Below are 15000 nucleotides of genomic sequence, written 5' to 3'. Positions count from 1 at the left end.
GCAAATATTGCCTAGCATCCCCAACCGCGGCCTCGATAATACCCTTTTGTTTTCAGTTGGATAGCCCTGGAGACGGGACGGCATGGGGCTTGCTTATACCGCAGGGAGAGAATTCCACCCGGACCAGGAGTCCATCATGTCATTCTTTGGCGCACTCGGTACTGCCGTGCAGGGCATCAACGCCCAGGCAACCGCCATCGGCCATATCTCCGACAACGTCGCCAATGCGTCGACGGTCGGCTACAAGACGGTCAACACCTACTTTTCCGACCTGGTGAACAACAAGGTGCTGGGCGACAGCCCGGTGATCGACTCCAACCGTCATATGGGCGTGCTGGCCAAGGCCGATTTCGCCAACCGCAAGCAGGGCTCGATCATCCGCGATGCCAGCCCGTCGTCGATCGCGGTCACAGGCCAGGGCTTCATTCCGGTGGCCAAGCCGACCGGCATCGATCCCCTGACCGGCGAACCGACGGCCTTCGAAACCGCCACCTACTTCACCCGGCTGGGTGATTTCCGCATGGATTCATCGAACCGTCTGGTCAATTCCGCCGGCTACTATCTCCGCGCCGCCGAAGCCGGTGGAACGGTGCCTGCGGATTTCATCGTCGACACCGGCGATATTGCCGCCGTTCCCACCAGCACTGTGGATTACACGATCAACCTGCCCGGCTCTGCCCTGCCCGGCAAGACCATCACCACCGGCATCGGCGTGGTGGATGCAAACAGCGAAGAACAGAATTTCCAGGTGATCTGGAACAAGTCGGCGGCAGCCGATACCTGGACCATGAACATCAACACCACGCAGGCCACACCGAATTCCTTCGGCCCGGTCACTGTCACCTTCAACAATGGCACGTTGCAGACCATGACCACGACCGACGCCAATCTGACCGTAACCAACCTCACAGGCGCGGCCACCGTTGCGCTGAGCGTCGACTATGGCGCCGGTCCGCAGGCGATCACCCTCAACCTGGGCGACTTTGGCGCCGCCTTCGATGTCAGCGCCACCAGCAGTCTGACGCAATACACCAGCAACAACACCGAAGCCTCGAACAATATCATCACCCAGAACGGCCTGCTCGGCGGCACCTTCGATTATCTGACCTTCGAAGACGACGGCAATATCATCTACAATTACAGCAATGGCCGCAGTCAGCTCGGCGGCCAGCTGCTGCTTGGCAACTTCCCCGAACCTGATCGTCTTGACCGCGTCGACGGGACGGCATTTCTGGCCACCGGCCGGAATGTCTCTGGCGCTGTCGTCTACGGCCAGCCGGGCGATCCGCTGGGCACCACCGGCGTCGGCAAGCTAATTGCCGGCGCGCTGGAGCAGTCCACTGTGGATATCGCCGAGCAGATGACCAAGCTAATGGTTGCGCAACAGGCCTATTCGATGAATGGCCAGGTGATCTCGGCCGCGGACTCGATGCTATCGCGCGCCGTCGACATGAAACGTTGATCCCTCCGGTTTAGCCGGGCGAACAGCGCGTCTGTTTGTTCTGAATGGTGTAACGGCAGAGCAGGTCGCGGCCACCGCGCGGCTGCGTCATCTTGAAGATATCGCCTTCCATGCGGCGGACGGCATAGCCGTTGGAAAACTGCAGCCACCCGAAGCTGTCAAAGTAATGCGTCACGCCATTGGAGAAGACCAGTTCGCGGCGGCGGTTCTTTTTGACCGTGAACCTGGACCCGAATTCCAGCGTGCCGTCCTCAAATTCCTTGATCACCAGATCGTTGCTGCACAAGGCCTGCTTGGGGTCGTCGGTCAGGCGGCAGCCAAAGCCGGGCGGTTGATTGGGCTGGGGCTGGTCCACCACCGGCGTGCTGATCAGAATGGCAAAAATGGTCGCTTCCATCAGGTTCATGCGGCACCCCGAGTCTTCGGATGGAGTGTAGCATGAGCGGACGATCCGGCTCAGCCGGCACGGCGACGGCGGGTGGCGGCTGCCTTCTTGGCCGATGCGACCCCGGCGGCCTTGGGGCGCGCCGCTGCGGCCGCCCCGCCCTTCCGGCCGCCCTTGCGCGCACTCGCATGGCTGTCCGGCTTGCCCCGGCCGGAACCTGACTTGTTGCCGCCGCCGGATTCCCGGTTGACCGTCGCCCAGGCCCGACGCTCGGCTTCCGCCTTGCCGACGCCCTGCTTCTCATACCCCTCTTCGATATGCGCGGCCTTGCGCTTCTGCTTGGCCGTATAGCTGGATTTATCCCCGCGCGGCATGGCATCGCTCCGTTGATGATACGAGCGAAAACACGGCGGCAGCGCGGTTTGTTCCATGGCAGTGCCGGATTCTGCAGGGGTGCTGTGACCACGGACGGGCCGCAGCCTCGCAACAGGCGATGCGGGTTGCAGGGCTGGAATCCGCCCCCATCTCTGTCCCCGGCGTTTTTTTGCGCCGCAGTCAGAGTGAAATGGATTCAAGGAGGACTATCATGCGTGTGAGCGAAGCCATGAGCCGCGAAGTGCGTATCGCCTCGCCCAACCAGTCGATCGCCGATGCGGCGCAGATCATGGCCGAAATGGATGTCGGCAGTTTGCCGGTGGGCGAGAATGATCGTCTGGTTGGCATGATTACCGACCGTGATATCGCCCTGCGCGGCGTCGGCCGCAGCTGCCCCCCGGATACCAAGGTGAGTGCGGTGATGACCCGGGACCTGAAATACTGCTTCGAGGATGAAGACCTGGCGCATGTGGCGAAAAACATGGGCGATATCCAGGTGCGGCGCCTGCCGGTGCTGAGCCGGCAGAAGCGTCTGGTCGGCATCGTATCGCTGGCCGACCTGGCCATCGAGGCCCAGCCGCGCCATACCGTCGAAACCCTGCGCAAGGTGTCGGAGCCCGGCGGCCAGCATGGCCAGAGCCTGGCCGGCATGCGTTGAAACCTCATCCTGCTCGGAACCACATGACCCGGGCAGTCCGAATGGATCGGAGCAGGCGCCCTGCCTAGGGCGCGAAATACGTCTGGATACGCTGGGTGATCGCGGCGTCGCTGCAGCTGTAGCGCGCCGCGATCAGGCCGTCAGCCACCCGCAGCACCTCGGCCTCGGCGGTGAATTCCAGGCTGAGCAGACTGCCGCGGATTTCCACGCCGAGGCGCAGCTTGTCGCCCACAGCGATCTTGGCAAGGATACTGGCCGGGCATGGTCCGAACAGCAGGCCGACCGGGCTCCAGTTCTTCAGCGGCACCCGGAGCGCCTTGATCACGACCGCGTCCCGGGGGGTGCCGACGCCGCGCTGGGCGACACGCTGGCCGCTGGGTTTGACCACCTTACCAAGCTGGTTGCGATACAGGTCCAGCAGGCGGCTTTTGCGCGGCTCCGGAATCTCGGCCTGCAGCAGCGCCGTCGAGATGGCAGCCGAGAGCGTGGCGAAATCATCCTTGCCCGATTGCGGGCCGATGAACTTGGTGGTGAATTCGCGATGCTCCATGTAGTGACTGATGATACCCTGCAACTCGAAGCGGGCATTGCCCTCCTCGATCTCACTGTAGAGGCGCAACAGCGTCAGAAGCTTACGGGCGAATTCCGCATCGCGGCCAATCAGCGGGTTCATCAGGTCCGGTGCGGCAAAGCGCGTAAAGCGCCGCGTCAGCGTCGCCGACACCGCTTCATCGACCGCCAGCATCGGCAGGTCCATGATCCGCTTCTTCAGACCGAGCAGCGCCGTGAATTCCTCGTAAGCATCCTGATGATACAGCGGCAGAGTACCGCCCAGCATCTCGGCCAGGCGCCCACGCACCGCCGCCTGACAGCGCTCCAGGCTGCCGCCAGCCAGGCCCTGGCGCAGACGCTCCAGGATCGGCGGGGCTTCGGTTTTCACATCACCGCCGGCCAGGCGCAGACACAGCTCGATCATGCGGCGACGATTGGCATCACCGAACAGAGCCGTGGCAGCCGGTTTGAGGCGCAGGATTTCCGACAGCGTCTGGTCGGCCATGGCATGGGCTTCGCTGCCGATATCGGCTTCGATCAGGTCGAGGCAGAGGCCGGCACGGACCTGCCAGTCTGTATCGGCCGACAGAAACCGGGCCATCACCACGCCGCCGCGCACCCATTCATCCAGGTTGCTGCCGCTGAGCAATCCGGCCTGCAGCGCCTGCGGCAGGGCAATGCCGTCGGGCAGCGCCGCAGCCTGCGCCTCGACACGACGGATGGCGCTTTCGGCCATCGCCGTCAGCTCCTTCATCCGTTCCGAGACCGGCCGCTTGGTATGCTGGCCCTGCAGCAGCGCGACGCGCTGCAGGATTTCCTGGAAACGCGGGCCGTCGTTCAGCAGCGCGCGATGCTGCGCCGGGCTGAAGACCAGCTCAGTGGCGGTGATCCCGACACGCTCCAGATAGGCGGTCGCCACCTGGAACAGCAGCTCGCGCGCCGGATCGGCATAAGTCTCAGCTTCGGTCTCACAGAACATCGGAAATGGCGGAATTCAGCCCAAGGTAAGCTGGCTTAGCCCGCGCTAACCGGGTGCGCAACCCTCCGACAGGATGACAGAACCGAATGCTACTACTGACTGTTTTTGATTAGGTGTAATACGGGTAATGTCGTCAGCGATTGATCCATTCCGTCTTGGCCGGCTCGGGCATGAGATCGTTGCTGCCCCAGGAAAAGAAGATCAACGCGGCCCACTCCTTGCGGTTGGAGAAGCCGTAGACCGGATCGAGCGACTGAACCAGCATGCCGGTCTTGGCGTTGTAGGATGTCGCCGCCACCTTGATCACACCCTGCTGATAGCTGCGCTTGAACAGGGCAATCTCAGGAACCTGCAAGCCCACAATGGGGACCGGGATTGCCGGGATGCCAAACAGGGTGCGGTCGGCATCCACCGAAATGGCGCCGACACGCGGCTCGATCACAATCTCCGCCTCTTCCTTCTTGTCCGTCAGGTCGCCGCCCTTGCGCAGGATGCGGTCACGGATCGAACTCAGCAGATATTTGCTGTCGATGCCTTCGACATAGGCCGCATCGACGAACACTCTGGTGCCGGGCTGCAGATTGAAGGCCAGCTTGTCGGCCGCGCGGTCGGCAGCCGTGGAGAACAGCAACTGCTCGGTGGCCGAACGCGGTGGCTCGGTCTCGCGCCGCGAGGAGCAAGAGGTGAGCAACAGCAACAGGGCGGCAGAAAGCAGGACAGGTCGGATCATCAGGATTCCTCGTCTGGGCGATACCACAACGAAGCAAACCGCAAATAATCCCGCGAAACTGTCAGAAAAAGGCCGGGGTCAAACCACCCCGGCCTTCCATTGCTCTGTATTCACAACGTGGTCACAGGGATCAACCCGCCAGCTTGGCCTTCAGCAACTCGTTCACCGCCGCCGGATTGGCCTTGCCGCCCGATAGCTTCATGGTCTGGCCGACGAAGAAGCCGAACAGCTTGTCCTTGCCCGAACGATACTCGGCCACCTTGTCCTGGTTGGCCGCCATCACCTCATCGATCACCTTCTCGATGGCGCCGGTATCGGTGACCTGGCGCATGCCCTTCTCGTCCACGATGGTCAGTGCATCCTTACCGGTCTCGACCATCAGGGCGAAGACATCCTTGGCCAGACGCGTCGAGATGGTGTTATCGGCAATCAGGTCGATCAGGCCGCCGAGTTTCTCGGCAGTGATGACGAAGTCGGCCATCGACTGGCCCGACTTGTTCAGCAGACCGAAATAGTCGCCGATCACCCAGTTGGCGCAGAGCTTGCCGTCGCGACCCTTGGCCACCTTCTCATAGAAGTCGGCCGACTCCTTTTCGGCAACCAGTACGGAAGCGTCATAGGGGCTGAGGCCAAGCTTGTCGATGAAACGCGCCTTCTTCTCGTCGGGCAGTTCCGGCAGCGTCGCCTTGATGCCGTCGACCCAGCCCTGTTCGAATTCCAGCGGCAGCAGATCGGGATCGGGGAAATAGCGATAGTCATGCGCTTCTTCCTTCGAGCGCATGGAGCGCGTCACGCCCTTGCCGGTGTCGAACAGGCGGGTTTCCTGAGCGATCTTGCCGCCGTCTTCCAGCACTTCGATCTGGCGGCGGGCTTCATACTCAATCGCCTGCTGCACGAAACGCACGGAATTGACGTTCTTGATCTCGCAACGCGTACCCAGCGGGCCGCCCGGCTTGCGCACCGAGACATTGACGTCGGCGCGCATCGAGCCTTCGTCCATGTTGCCGTCGCAGGTACCGAGATAACGCACGATAGTGCGCAGCTTCTTCAGGTACAGCCCCGCCTCTTCCGAGTTCCGCATGTCTGGCTCGGAGACGATTTCCATCAGCGCGACGCCTGAGCGGTTCAGGTCGATGAAGCTCTCGCGCGGGCTCTGGTCATGCAGACTCTTGCCGGCATCCTGTTCCAGATGCAGACGGGTGATGCCGATCTCGCGGGTCGAGCCATCGGGCATGTCGAGCAGCAACTTGCCCACACCCACAATCGGCTGCAGATACTGACTGATCTGGTAGCCCTGTGGCAGATCGGCGTAGAAGTAGTTCTTGCGGTCGAACACCGAATGCAGGTTGATCTGCGCCTTGAGGCCCAGACCGGTACGCACCGCCTGCTCGACGCAGAATCCGTTGATCACCGGCAGCATGCCCGGCATCGCCGCATCCACCAGACTGACCTGGTGGTTCGGTTCGGCACCGAATGTCGTATCGGCACCGGAGAACAGCTTCGACTTCGACGCGACCTGGGCATGGACTTCCATGCCAATCACGATCTCCCACGGACCCGTGGCGCCCTGGATATAATCCTTCTCAGCCATCTTACGACTCCCACCAATGGAAAGGCTTCGCCGTGTAGTTGGCGGCCTTTTCGAGCGTGCGGCCGACGCGCAGCAGCTGCGCCTCCTCAAAGGGTTTTCCGATGAGTTGCAGACCAAGCGGCAGGCCATCGCTGGCCAGACCGGCCGGCACCGACATGCCGGGCAGACCCGCCAGGCTGGTCGGCACGGTGAATACGTCGTTCAGATACATGGTGACCGGATCGTCGTTCTTCATACCGATCGGGAATGCCGCATTCGGCGCGGTCGGCGTCAGGATGGCGTCAACGCGCTGGAAGGCCTGCTCGAAATCCTTCTTGATCAGCGTGCGCACCTTCTGCGCCTTGGTGTAATAGGCGTCGTAATAACCGGCCGACAGCACATAGGTGCCGATCATGATGCGGCGCTGCACCTCACGGCCAAAACCTTCGCCGCGGGTATTCTCGTACATCTCGGTCAGGTCCTTGCCCGGGACACGCAGGCCGAAGCGTACGCCGTCATAGCGGGCCAGGTTCGACGACGCCTCGGCCGGAGCGACGATGTAGTAGGTCGCCAGCGCATAATGGGTATGCGGCAGGCTGATATCCATGATCTCGGCACCGGCATCCTTCAGCCACTGCTTGCCCTGCTCCCACAGCGCCATGATCTCCGGGTTCATGCCGTCCATGCGGTATTCGCGCGGAATGCCGATGCGCATGCCCTTCACGCCACCTTCCAGATTGGCGGCGTAATCGGGCACCGGCCGATCAACAGACGTGCTGTCTTTCGGGTCGAAGCCGGCCATGGCCTGGAGCATCAGGGCGCTGTCGCGCACCGTGCGGGTCATCGGCCCGGCCTGGTCGAGCGAGGAGGCGAAAGCGACGATGCCCCAGCGCGAGACGCGGCCATAGGTCGGCTTGATGCCGGTGATGCCGCAGAGAGAGGCCGGCTGGCGGATCGAACCGCCGGTATCGGTGCCGGTCGCGCCAAGCGCGAAGCCGGCGGAAACGGCCGCGGCCGAACCGCCCGAGGAGCCGCCGGGGACGAGCTTGGTGCCATCCTTGGCGCGCCAGGGATTGACCACCGGGCCGTAATAGCTGGTCTCGTTCGACGAGCCCATGGCGAACTCGTCGAGGTTCAGCTTGCCCAGCATGACCGCGCCGGCCTTCCACAGATTGGCCGTGGCGGTGGACTCATATTCCGGATGGAAGCCATTGAGGATATGGCTGGCCGCCGTGGTCAGCACGCCCTTGGTGGCAAACAGATCCTTGATGGCGAGCGGAATACCCTCCAGCAGGCCAGCCTCGCCCTTCGCCCGGCGGGCATCGGCAGCCTTCGCCATCTCCAGCGCCCTGTCCGGCGTTTCAGTAATCATGGCATTCAGCGGCCTAGCCGCCTGCATGCCCTTGATGCTGGCCTGCGTCAGTTCGACCGCGGTGAAGTCTTTCTTCGCTAGGCCTTCGAGGGCGCTGGCAATGGTGAGCTTGTCCGGATCGATGGTCATTACTCAACCACCTTCGGCACAGTGTAGAAATCACCCTGGCGCTGCGGGGCATTCTTCAGCACGGCTTCCGGCTGGCCGCCGTCGGTCACCGCGTCCTCACGATGGCGCAGCTTCATCGGCGCCACCGAGGTCATCGGGGCCACATTGTCGGTATTCACCGCCTGCAATTCCTCGACGAAAGACAGAATCCGGTTCAGCTCCGAGGCCAGGGCCTCGGCCCGTTCAGGTTCCATCTTGAGGCGGGCCAGCTTGGCGATTTTCGCCACGGCTGCTCTATCCAATGACATGCGCGGTCCGTTCGCTATAGTACCGGGGAGAATCCCCTTGAAATGGCGGCGGAAAGTATCATCCGGCATGTCCACCGGCAACCCTGCACCATCCTCCGAAGCTCCCCCGAAACCGGCCCCGTTCCGCCCTGCCGATGGCCCGATCCGGCTGGAATCCGGCCGCCGTTACCTCGGCTTCGATCTGGGCACCAAAACCATCGGTCTGGCGCTGTCGGATCCCGGCCATCATATCGCCAGCCCCTATCTGACGCTGCCCCGCAAGAAATTCACCCAGGATGCCGCCGAACTGGTCAGAATCGCTGCCAAGGAGAATGTCGGCGCCCTGGTGCTCGGCCTGCCGGTCAATATGGACGGCACCGAAGGCCCGCGCTGCCAGGCCACCCGTGCCTTTGCCCGGAACATCGCGCTGCAGATTCCGGTGCCAGTGGCGCTGTGGGATGAGCGCCTTAGCACGGTGGCGGTGCAGCGGATGATGACCGAGGAAGCCGACCTGAGCCGGGCGCGCCGCGCCGAGCTGGTCGACAAGCTGGCCGCCAGCTACATCCTGCAGTCCTATCTGGACTGGGTCCGGCAGCAACCAGCCTAGATCAGACGACGAGATCGCTGAATTCGCGGTGGCGGCGCAGCCAGGCGCTGGCATAGCCACAGAGCGGCAACACCTTCTGGCCTTGTTGTCGCATTTCTTCCATCAGGCCCTGCATGAAGCGACCGGCGGCACCGGTACCACGCAGTTCCACGGGCGCTTCCACATGAGTGATCGCCAGCACATCGCCCTGCCGGCGGTAATTGCCAAAGACGACCTGGCCGTCGACATCGAGTTCGTATCGGCTGTGGGCGGGATTATCACGGACGGCAGTTTCCATATCCTCAATGTGGTATGGAAAACCCGTAGATCAAGCCTTGGGCAATGGGTGCCGACGGTGCAATGCAGCCGGAACATGGCTAGGATGGCGGCAACCGTTCATGGGATCGGCAAAAGGAATATCAGGGGAATCGGTAGTGCGGGGTTGGCTGGTTAAAGTTCTCAAGACCAATATGCTGCTCGCATGCGCCTATTACATTTTTGACGGGTGGCGCCGCCGGTCCCGTCTGCGGCGCGGCATTCTGTCCACGACATCCGGTTCGCGGCATGCCGTTCTGCGGCTGGACGATTCCCTTGCCTATATCGAACGGGTCTATCGCGACTACCTGCAATACGCCAACCGGCCGGCACTGACGGGACGGATTGTCGAGATCGGGCCCGGCGATAACTTCGGCGTGGCCCTGCTCTGCCTGAAAAACGGCGCGGATCGTGTCGTCGCTATCGACAAATATACCTCCTATCGCGACCCGCAGCAGCAATCCGTCATTTACGAAGCCCTGGCACGCCGCTTCGCCCTGAACGATCTCTTCAGTGGTTCACCGGCAGAAAGCACGATCCGCAATTTCACCTATCTGCCGGGTATGCCGGCGGAACGATATTTCACACCAGAAACAGAACCCTGCGATGCGGTCATCTCGCGCGCCGTGCTCGAACACCTGGACGATCCGTTGTCGGCGCTGGATGCCATGTGGGGCCGTCTGCGGCCGGGCGGCATTCTTGTGCATCGCATCGATTTTCGCGATCACGGCATGTTTGCCGGCGCCCATCCCCTGACATTCCTGACGATCAGGACAGGGCTGTATGCCCTGATGGCAAAGGACACCGGACGTCCCAACCGCATTCTGTTGCCGCAGTATCGTGCCCATGCGGCCAGCCGGAACTGGCCGGGACATCTGGGGATCACGCGGCTGGCTGGCGTGGATGGCGAATTCCCGGCCTGCCCCTGGGAGCACATTCCGCAGGTGGCGCGTGATCAGGCCCTGCGCACGGTCGCCGCCATCAGGCCCAGACTGGCAGAGCCGTTTGCGTCCTTCAGCGATCAGGACCTGGCTGTTGCCGGGATCGTGCTGGTCGCGGAAAAGCCTGCGGCCGTCTGACCGACGCGAACCTTATTCCATGCCCAGCAGGCGATAGATCCGCTTGGTGTAGTCGCCGAAACGCTCTGTGGTCTTCATATCCAGCGTGCGCGGGAACGGCAGGTCGATGGGGAAACAGTCCGCCATCCGGGCCGGGCCGGCCGTCAGCACCGCGCAACGCGAACCCAAGAAGACCGCCTCCTGGATGCTGTGGGTGACGAAGATGATGGTCTTGCGGCTTTCCTGCCAGATGCGCAGCATTTCCAAGTTCATCTTCTCGCGCGTCAGCGCATCCAGCGCGCCGAAAGGCTCGTCCATCAGGATCAGCTTCGGATCATGCACGAGCGCACGGGCAATGGCGGCGCGCTGCTGCATGCCGCCGGAAAGCTCATAAGGATACTTGGCCTCGAAACCAGCCAAGCCAACCATATGCAGCAGGTCGCGGGCGCGCTCCCGGGCGGCCTTGCGCGGCAGGCCGAGGATATCGGCCGGCAGAAGAACGTTGTCGAGGATGGTGCGCCATTTCAGCAGCAGCGCCTGCTGGAACACCATGCCCACATCGCGACCGGGCGTGAACGGCGTACCACCGCCGATCTCGACCGTGCCGCCGTCATCTGCGGTATGCAGGTCCGCGAGTATCTTCAGCACGGTGGTCTTGCCGCAGCCGGAGGGACCGACCAGCGAGACCAGATCGCCCTCTTCCACATCGAAGGTGACGTCGGAGACGGCGATAAAATCCTTGCCGCGTCCGCGATAGGTCTTGCGGACATTCTGCAGGTGGATCAGTGGAGCAGCCGCATTCATGCCAGCCACCGCTCCAGGTTGGCCTTGACGAAGGCATCGTCGGAGAGGTCGGCATGTTCGCGGCTGACGCGATCGAGCAGCGCGGCCTGGCCGGGGCTCAGGCCCTCATGCGGATCGAGGCACCAGATGCCCTCCAGCAGGCCTTGGCGGCGCAGGATTTCATGGCAGCCGGCGATGCAACCGTGGAAATCATTAGCAACGTCGAAGAAGGCCGCGTTGCAATCGGTGACGCGCGCATCGAGGCCGAGCAGCTCGGGAGACACGCTGCCGGCAGCGACCGCGGCATGGGCCTTCTCCAGCAGCCTGACCGCCTGCTGCGTCCAGACCGACCAGTGACCGAGCAGGCCGCCAACGAAGCGCAGGTTCACCGCTTCATCGCCGCGCTTCACCGTGAAGGGAATGGTGAGGTCGAGCACGATATGGTCGTCATTGCCGGTATAGAGAGAAATGCGCTTTTCCGCCCCCGCTGCTGCCACGCCGCGCATCACATCCAGCGTGCGATAGCGATGGAACGGCGCCACCTTAATGGCGATGACATTGTCGATCGAGGCGAAGCGACGCCAGAATTCGGCATCCAGTACCACGCCGCCAACGGCCGGCTGCAGGTAGAATCCGACCAGCGGGATTTCGGCCGCCACCGCCTCGCAATGGGCGATGATGGCATCGACGTCGGCATCCTTCATGGCCGCCAGACTGAGCAGGCCGGCATGGTAGCCGAGCTTTACGGCCGTCTGTGCTTCCTTCACCGCCTGTGCGGTCTTGCCGGCCAGGCCGCCAACCATGACCAGCGGACGATCCGTCCAGGCTTTCGCATCTTCTATGGCGGCCGATAGCACCGGCTCATAGAGGCCGACATCGCGGATGGCAAACTGGGTGGTGTGCACGCCGACGGCCAGGCCGCCGACGCCGGCATCGACATAATAGCGCGTCAGTCCACGCTGGCGCCTGCGGTCGAAATCGCGATTGGCATCCAGCGCTAGCGGATGTGCCGGAATAACGGTGCCTTTACGCAGGCTGCTGAGAACCGCGGCCGGAAGCTTGGAATGATGCAAACCCATGCTTGATATCCTCTACCCGAATTCAGGACCGGCGATGACGAAACTGCGCGCCGGATCGCCATTGGCGTTGCTGCTGTTTAAGGCCATGCGGCGGAAACCACGCTGGATGGTGAAGCCGCGCCGCTGGAGTTCGGCCCTCAAGGCTGTCCAGCGGTCAGGGACATCGAGAAAGACCGGGCCTGCGACATGATCCAGGGCCGTCGTGAGCAGATCGAGCGCCTGCGTTTCGCTGCCCGCAACCAGCGGTCCGATCTGAGTGGCGACACGGCCATTGCGCGCCGCGATAAAGGCGTCGTCCTGCTGCAATGCCAGCACTGGGAGCCGCCCGATAAAGCTGTGCAGCAGCGGCGCACGGCGGGCGCCGAACGCCGCCTCGTCCAGGGCCTGGCACGCCTCGACATCCACCGGAACCGCGCTTCTGCCCAGACCCTGCCCCTGCCCCTGCCCCTGCCAGCGCGTGATGCCGAAGACCGGCTGGAAGCCGAGCGGCAGGTAGACGTTTTCGCCAGCCGGCGTTGCGTCCAGACAGGGCACGCGACCTTCACGCTGCAATTCGCCGATGCAATGGCGCAGCAGCAGACTGCCCATACCCTTCTGCCGCATCGCAGCCGTCACCAGAACCATGCTGATCCAGGCGAAATCGCCATAGGGAAGAATGGCCGCTGTCGCGACGGGCCTGCCATCGCCATCGCGGCAGGCAAAGACGCGCCCTTGGTCGAGGAAAATCCGCCAGTCGTCTTCGGTCTGGTTCCAGCCAGCCTCGGCCGATAGCACCAGCGCCGCCGAAAGGTCGGCGCTGTCAAGACGATCGATATCGAGCGTCTTAATAGGCGCCATCGCGCACCTCGAAATGGGTCGGCTTGCCCAGGCTGCGGCCGCTGCGCGACACCCAGTCGGCCACCCAGTCGAGCATGCTGGCCAGCGGGATGCGCGGATAACCGAACAGCCGCGCCGCCTCGGCGGCGTTATTGAGCCAAGCGTTGGGTGCCTCAGTACCGGTGACGATAGCCTTCTTGCCGAGGCGCGCAGCAAAGCTCTCCGCCAGCCAGCGCACGGCGATGGTCTCAGGCCCGGTGACATTCAGCGGCGTGGTCGGCACTGTCGCGGCTTTCAGGCAGCGCAGCGCCTGCGCATTGGCATCGCCCTGCCAGATCACATTGACATGACCCATGGTGACATCCACCGGCTCGCCCTGCATCACCAGACGCGCGATGTCGTGCAGAACGCCATAGCGCAGGTCGATGGCGTAGTTGAGGCGGAACAGCCGGCCCGGCGTCTTATGGACCTGAGAGAAATGCTCGAACATGCGCTCGCGGCCGATGCAGGACATTGCATATTCGCCCGGTGGGTTGGGCTCCATCTGCTCGGTGGCGCCCTGGCTGTCGACCGGCACAAACGGATAGACGCAGCCGGTCGAGAAGGCGACGATGCGCGAGGCAGCAAAGCTTTCGGCCACCAGCGCCGGCACATGGGCATTCATCGCCCAGGTCAGCGACTGGTTGCCACTGGCGCCGAACTTGCGGCCGGCCATGAAGACCACATTGGCAATGCGCGGCAATCTGGCAATGGCGTCACGATCCATCAGGTCGGTAGCAATGGTCTCGATCCCGTGGCTTTCCAGGCCTTCCTTCAGGCCCTTTTCGCTGAAACGGGCGACACCGATCACGCGCTTGCCTGGCGCGGCGCGCTTGGCCAGCCGCGCCATGGTCGGACCCATCTTGCCGCCGACACCGAGGATCATGATGTCGCCGTCCAGCGCTTCCAGATCGGCCGCCAGGGCGCGGCTCGGGCGCGTCATGAATTCTTCCAGCGCCACCTCGTCGGCAAAGCCCGTCGGCAGCGCGCTGTCATCCAGCCAGGTTTCGGTCTTGCTCTGGGTCATGACGCAATCCTTGCATCCTTGCGGATCAGCAGATGTTCGAGGATCAGCACCAGCAGGTAGAGCGCGATGCCGAGCAGGGTGATGAGGATCACCGCCATGAACATGGCGGGCGTGTCGAGCGAGGCCTGCACCTGGATCATCAGATAGCCCAGACCCTTGTCGGACGAAATGAACTCGCCCACCACTGCGCCGGCAACAGCCAGGATCGCGGCGACTTTCATGCCGGAGAAGATATAGGGCAATGAGCCGGGCAACTGGATATAGATGAAGGTTTGCCAGCGCGAACCTTTAAGCGACTTCACCAGATCGAGCAGATCGGGTTCCACTTCCTTCAGGCCACGTACGGTGGTGAGCAGGATCGGGAAGAAGCACAGCGACAGCGTGATCATGATGTTGGTGCCGATACCGTAGGAGAACCACACGATAATCAGCGGGCCAAGCGCTACCTTGGGGATCATGTTCAGCGTGATGAACAGCGGAAAGACCAGAAGCGTCAGCAGCCGCGACCAGGTGAACAGCAAAGCCAGCGCCACGCCGGTCACCACCGACAGCAGATAGCCGCCATAGATTTCAGCGGCCGTCACCCCTGTGTTGGAGACCCAGGCATAGTTGGTCTTGGACAGCGTGGCGAAAATCGCGCTCGGCGCCGGCAGGATGAAGGCCGGCAGCTTGGTCATGCGGACCAGAATTTCCCACAGGATGACAGCGACCACATGGATGACGGCAATGGTAGCCCAGCGCAGCAGATGGCTGCTTCTGGGTTTGTCGTCCGGCTGCGCAGTCGGCTCGGTCACGGCCATGCTTGCTCCCCTGTCTGAC

General features: G+C 62.9%; 17 protein-coding genes. 4 read left to right on the top strand and 13 right to left on the bottom strand.

Features of this window, described 5'->3' with window-relative positions; genetic code table 11:
• The first annotated feature begins 136 nt into the window (after positions 1 to 136).
• Positions 137 to 1462 carry a flagellar hook-basal body complex protein gene (locus AC1ROB_RS21030; RefSeq protein ID WP_492973125.1) on the top strand — a complete coding sequence of 442 codons (1326 nt, stop codon included), beginning with the start codon at positions 137 to 139 and terminating at the stop codon, positions 1460 to 1462.
• Between the two features lie 10 nt (positions 1463 to 1472).
• Here AC1ROB_RS21030 and AC1ROB_RS21025 read toward each other — a convergent pair whose 3' ends face one another.
• Together AC1ROB_RS21025 and AC1ROB_RS21020 are read right to left on the bottom strand one after the other, a co-directional pair.
• On the bottom strand, positions 1473 to 1868 hold the full coding sequence (locus AC1ROB_RS21025; protein ID WP_492973126.1) for a hypothetical protein: 396 nt from the start codon (positions 1866 to 1868) through the stop codon (positions 1473 to 1475).
• A 50-nt stretch (positions 1869 to 1918) separates the two neighbouring features.
• Positions 1919 to 2221 (bottom strand): hypothetical protein, encoded by a 303-nt coding sequence (locus AC1ROB_RS21020; protein WP_492973127.1) that lies wholly within the window; start codon positions 2219 to 2221, stop codon positions 1919 to 1921.
• 212 nt (positions 2222 to 2433) lie between these two features.
• Here AC1ROB_RS21020 and AC1ROB_RS21015 point away from each other — a divergent pair, with 212 nt between their 5' ends.
• Positions 2434 to 2880 carry a CBS domain-containing protein gene (locus AC1ROB_RS21015; protein ID WP_492973128.1) on the top strand — a complete coding sequence of 149 codons (447 nt, stop codon included), beginning with the start codon at positions 2434 to 2436 and terminating at the stop codon, positions 2878 to 2880.
• 64 nt (positions 2881 to 2944) lie between these two features.
• Here AC1ROB_RS21015 and AC1ROB_RS21010 read toward each other — a convergent pair whose 3' ends face one another.
• From AC1ROB_RS21010 to gatC, 5 genes are all read right to left on the bottom strand, one after another.
• On the bottom strand, positions 2945 to 4411 hold the full coding sequence (locus AC1ROB_RS21010; RefSeq protein ID WP_492973129.1) for a hypothetical protein: 1467 nt from the start codon (positions 4409 to 4411) through the stop codon (positions 2945 to 2947).
• 133 nt (positions 4412 to 4544) lie between these two features.
• A complete protein-coding gene (locus AC1ROB_RS21005) occupies positions 4545 to 5141 on the bottom strand; it encodes a DUF6655 family protein (protein ID WP_492973130.1) in 597 nt (198 codons plus the stop codon).
• Between the two features lie 130 nt (positions 5142 to 5271).
• The gene (gatB, locus tag AC1ROB_RS21000; RefSeq protein WP_492973131.1) at positions 5272 to 6732 is read right to left on the bottom strand and encodes an Asp-tRNA(Asn)/Glu-tRNA(Gln) amidotransferase subunit GatB; all 1461 of its coding nucleotides are present in this window, start codon (positions 6730 to 6732) and stop codon (positions 5272 to 5274) included.
• A gap of 1 nt (position 6733) precedes the next feature.
• Positions 6734 to 8212, bottom strand: coding sequence for an Asp-tRNA(Asn)/Glu-tRNA(Gln) amidotransferase subunit GatA (gene gatA / locus AC1ROB_RS20995; RefSeq protein ID WP_492973132.1), 1479 nt, complete (start codon positions 8210 to 8212; stop codon positions 6734 to 6736).
• Complete coding sequence (gene gatC / locus AC1ROB_RS20990; RefSeq protein WP_492973133.1) at positions 8212 to 8499, bottom strand: Asp-tRNA(Asn)/Glu-tRNA(Gln) amidotransferase subunit GatC; 288 nt, start codon at positions 8497 to 8499, stop codon at positions 8212 to 8214. The genes gatA and gatC overlap by 1 nt, the downstream gene beginning before the upstream one ends.
• A 67-nt stretch (positions 8500 to 8566) precedes the next feature.
• Here gatC and ruvX point away from each other — a divergent pair, with 67 nt between their 5' ends.
• Positions 8567 to 9085, top strand: coding sequence for a Holliday junction resolvase RuvX (ruvX, locus tag AC1ROB_RS20985; protein ID WP_492973134.1), 519 nt, complete (start codon positions 8567 to 8569; stop codon positions 9083 to 9085).
• Position 9086: 1 nt separating this feature from the next.
• Here ruvX and AC1ROB_RS20980 read toward each other — a convergent pair whose 3' ends face one another.
• Positions 9087 to 9362, bottom strand: a complete 276-nt coding sequence (locus tag AC1ROB_RS20980) for a GNAT family N-acetyltransferase (protein ID WP_492973135.1) — start codon at positions 9360 to 9362, stop codon at positions 9087 to 9089.
• A 7-nt stretch (positions 9363 to 9369) separates the two neighbouring features.
• Here AC1ROB_RS20980 and AC1ROB_RS20975 point away from each other — a divergent pair, with 7 nt between their 5' ends.
• Positions 9370 to 10458, top strand: a complete 1089-nt coding sequence (locus AC1ROB_RS20975) for a class I SAM-dependent methyltransferase (RefSeq protein ID WP_492973136.1) — start codon at positions 9370 to 9372, stop codon at positions 10456 to 10458.
• A 12-nt stretch (positions 10459 to 10470) separates the two neighbouring features.
• On the opposite strand, the gene AC1ROB_RS20970 is transcribed toward AC1ROB_RS20975, so the two are convergent.
• Genes AC1ROB_RS20970 through AC1ROB_RS20950 form a run of 5 tightly spaced genes read right to left on the bottom strand, consistent with a single transcriptional unit; the run spans position 10471 to position 14981 of the window.
• Positions 10471 to 11241, bottom strand: coding sequence for an ABC transporter ATP-binding protein (locus AC1ROB_RS20970; RefSeq protein ID WP_492973137.1), 771 nt, complete (start codon positions 11239 to 11241; stop codon positions 10471 to 10473).
• A complete protein-coding gene (locus tag AC1ROB_RS20965) occupies positions 11238 to 12299 on the bottom strand; it encodes a dihydrodipicolinate synthase family protein (protein ID WP_492973139.1) in 1062 nt (353 codons plus the stop codon). The genes AC1ROB_RS20970 and AC1ROB_RS20965 overlap by 4 nt, the downstream gene beginning before the upstream one ends.
• Positions 12300 to 12311: 12 nt before the next feature.
• Positions 12312 to 13136 (bottom strand): GNAT family N-acetyltransferase, encoded by an 825-nt coding sequence (locus AC1ROB_RS20960; RefSeq protein WP_492973141.1) that lies wholly within the window; start codon positions 13134 to 13136, stop codon positions 12312 to 12314.
• A complete protein-coding gene (locus AC1ROB_RS20955; protein WP_492973142.1) occupies positions 13123 to 14181 on the bottom strand; it encodes an NAD-dependent epimerase/dehydratase family protein in 1059 nt (352 codons plus the stop codon). The genes AC1ROB_RS20960 and AC1ROB_RS20955 overlap by 14 nt, the downstream gene beginning before the upstream one ends.
• On the bottom strand, positions 14178 to 14981 hold the full coding sequence (locus tag AC1ROB_RS20950; RefSeq protein ID WP_492973144.1) for an ABC transporter permease: 804 nt from the start codon (positions 14979 to 14981) through the stop codon (positions 14178 to 14180). Before AC1ROB_RS20950 ends, AC1ROB_RS20955 begins: the two co-directional genes overlap by 4 nt.
• Between the last annotated feature and the right edge of the window lie 19 nt (positions 14982 to 15000).

This window comes from Ferrovibrio sp. GW821-FHT12F09 (genome assembly GCF_058806775.1).
Note: the sequence above shows the minus strand (reverse complement) of the source record. Positions and strands in the feature narration are given on the sequence as shown.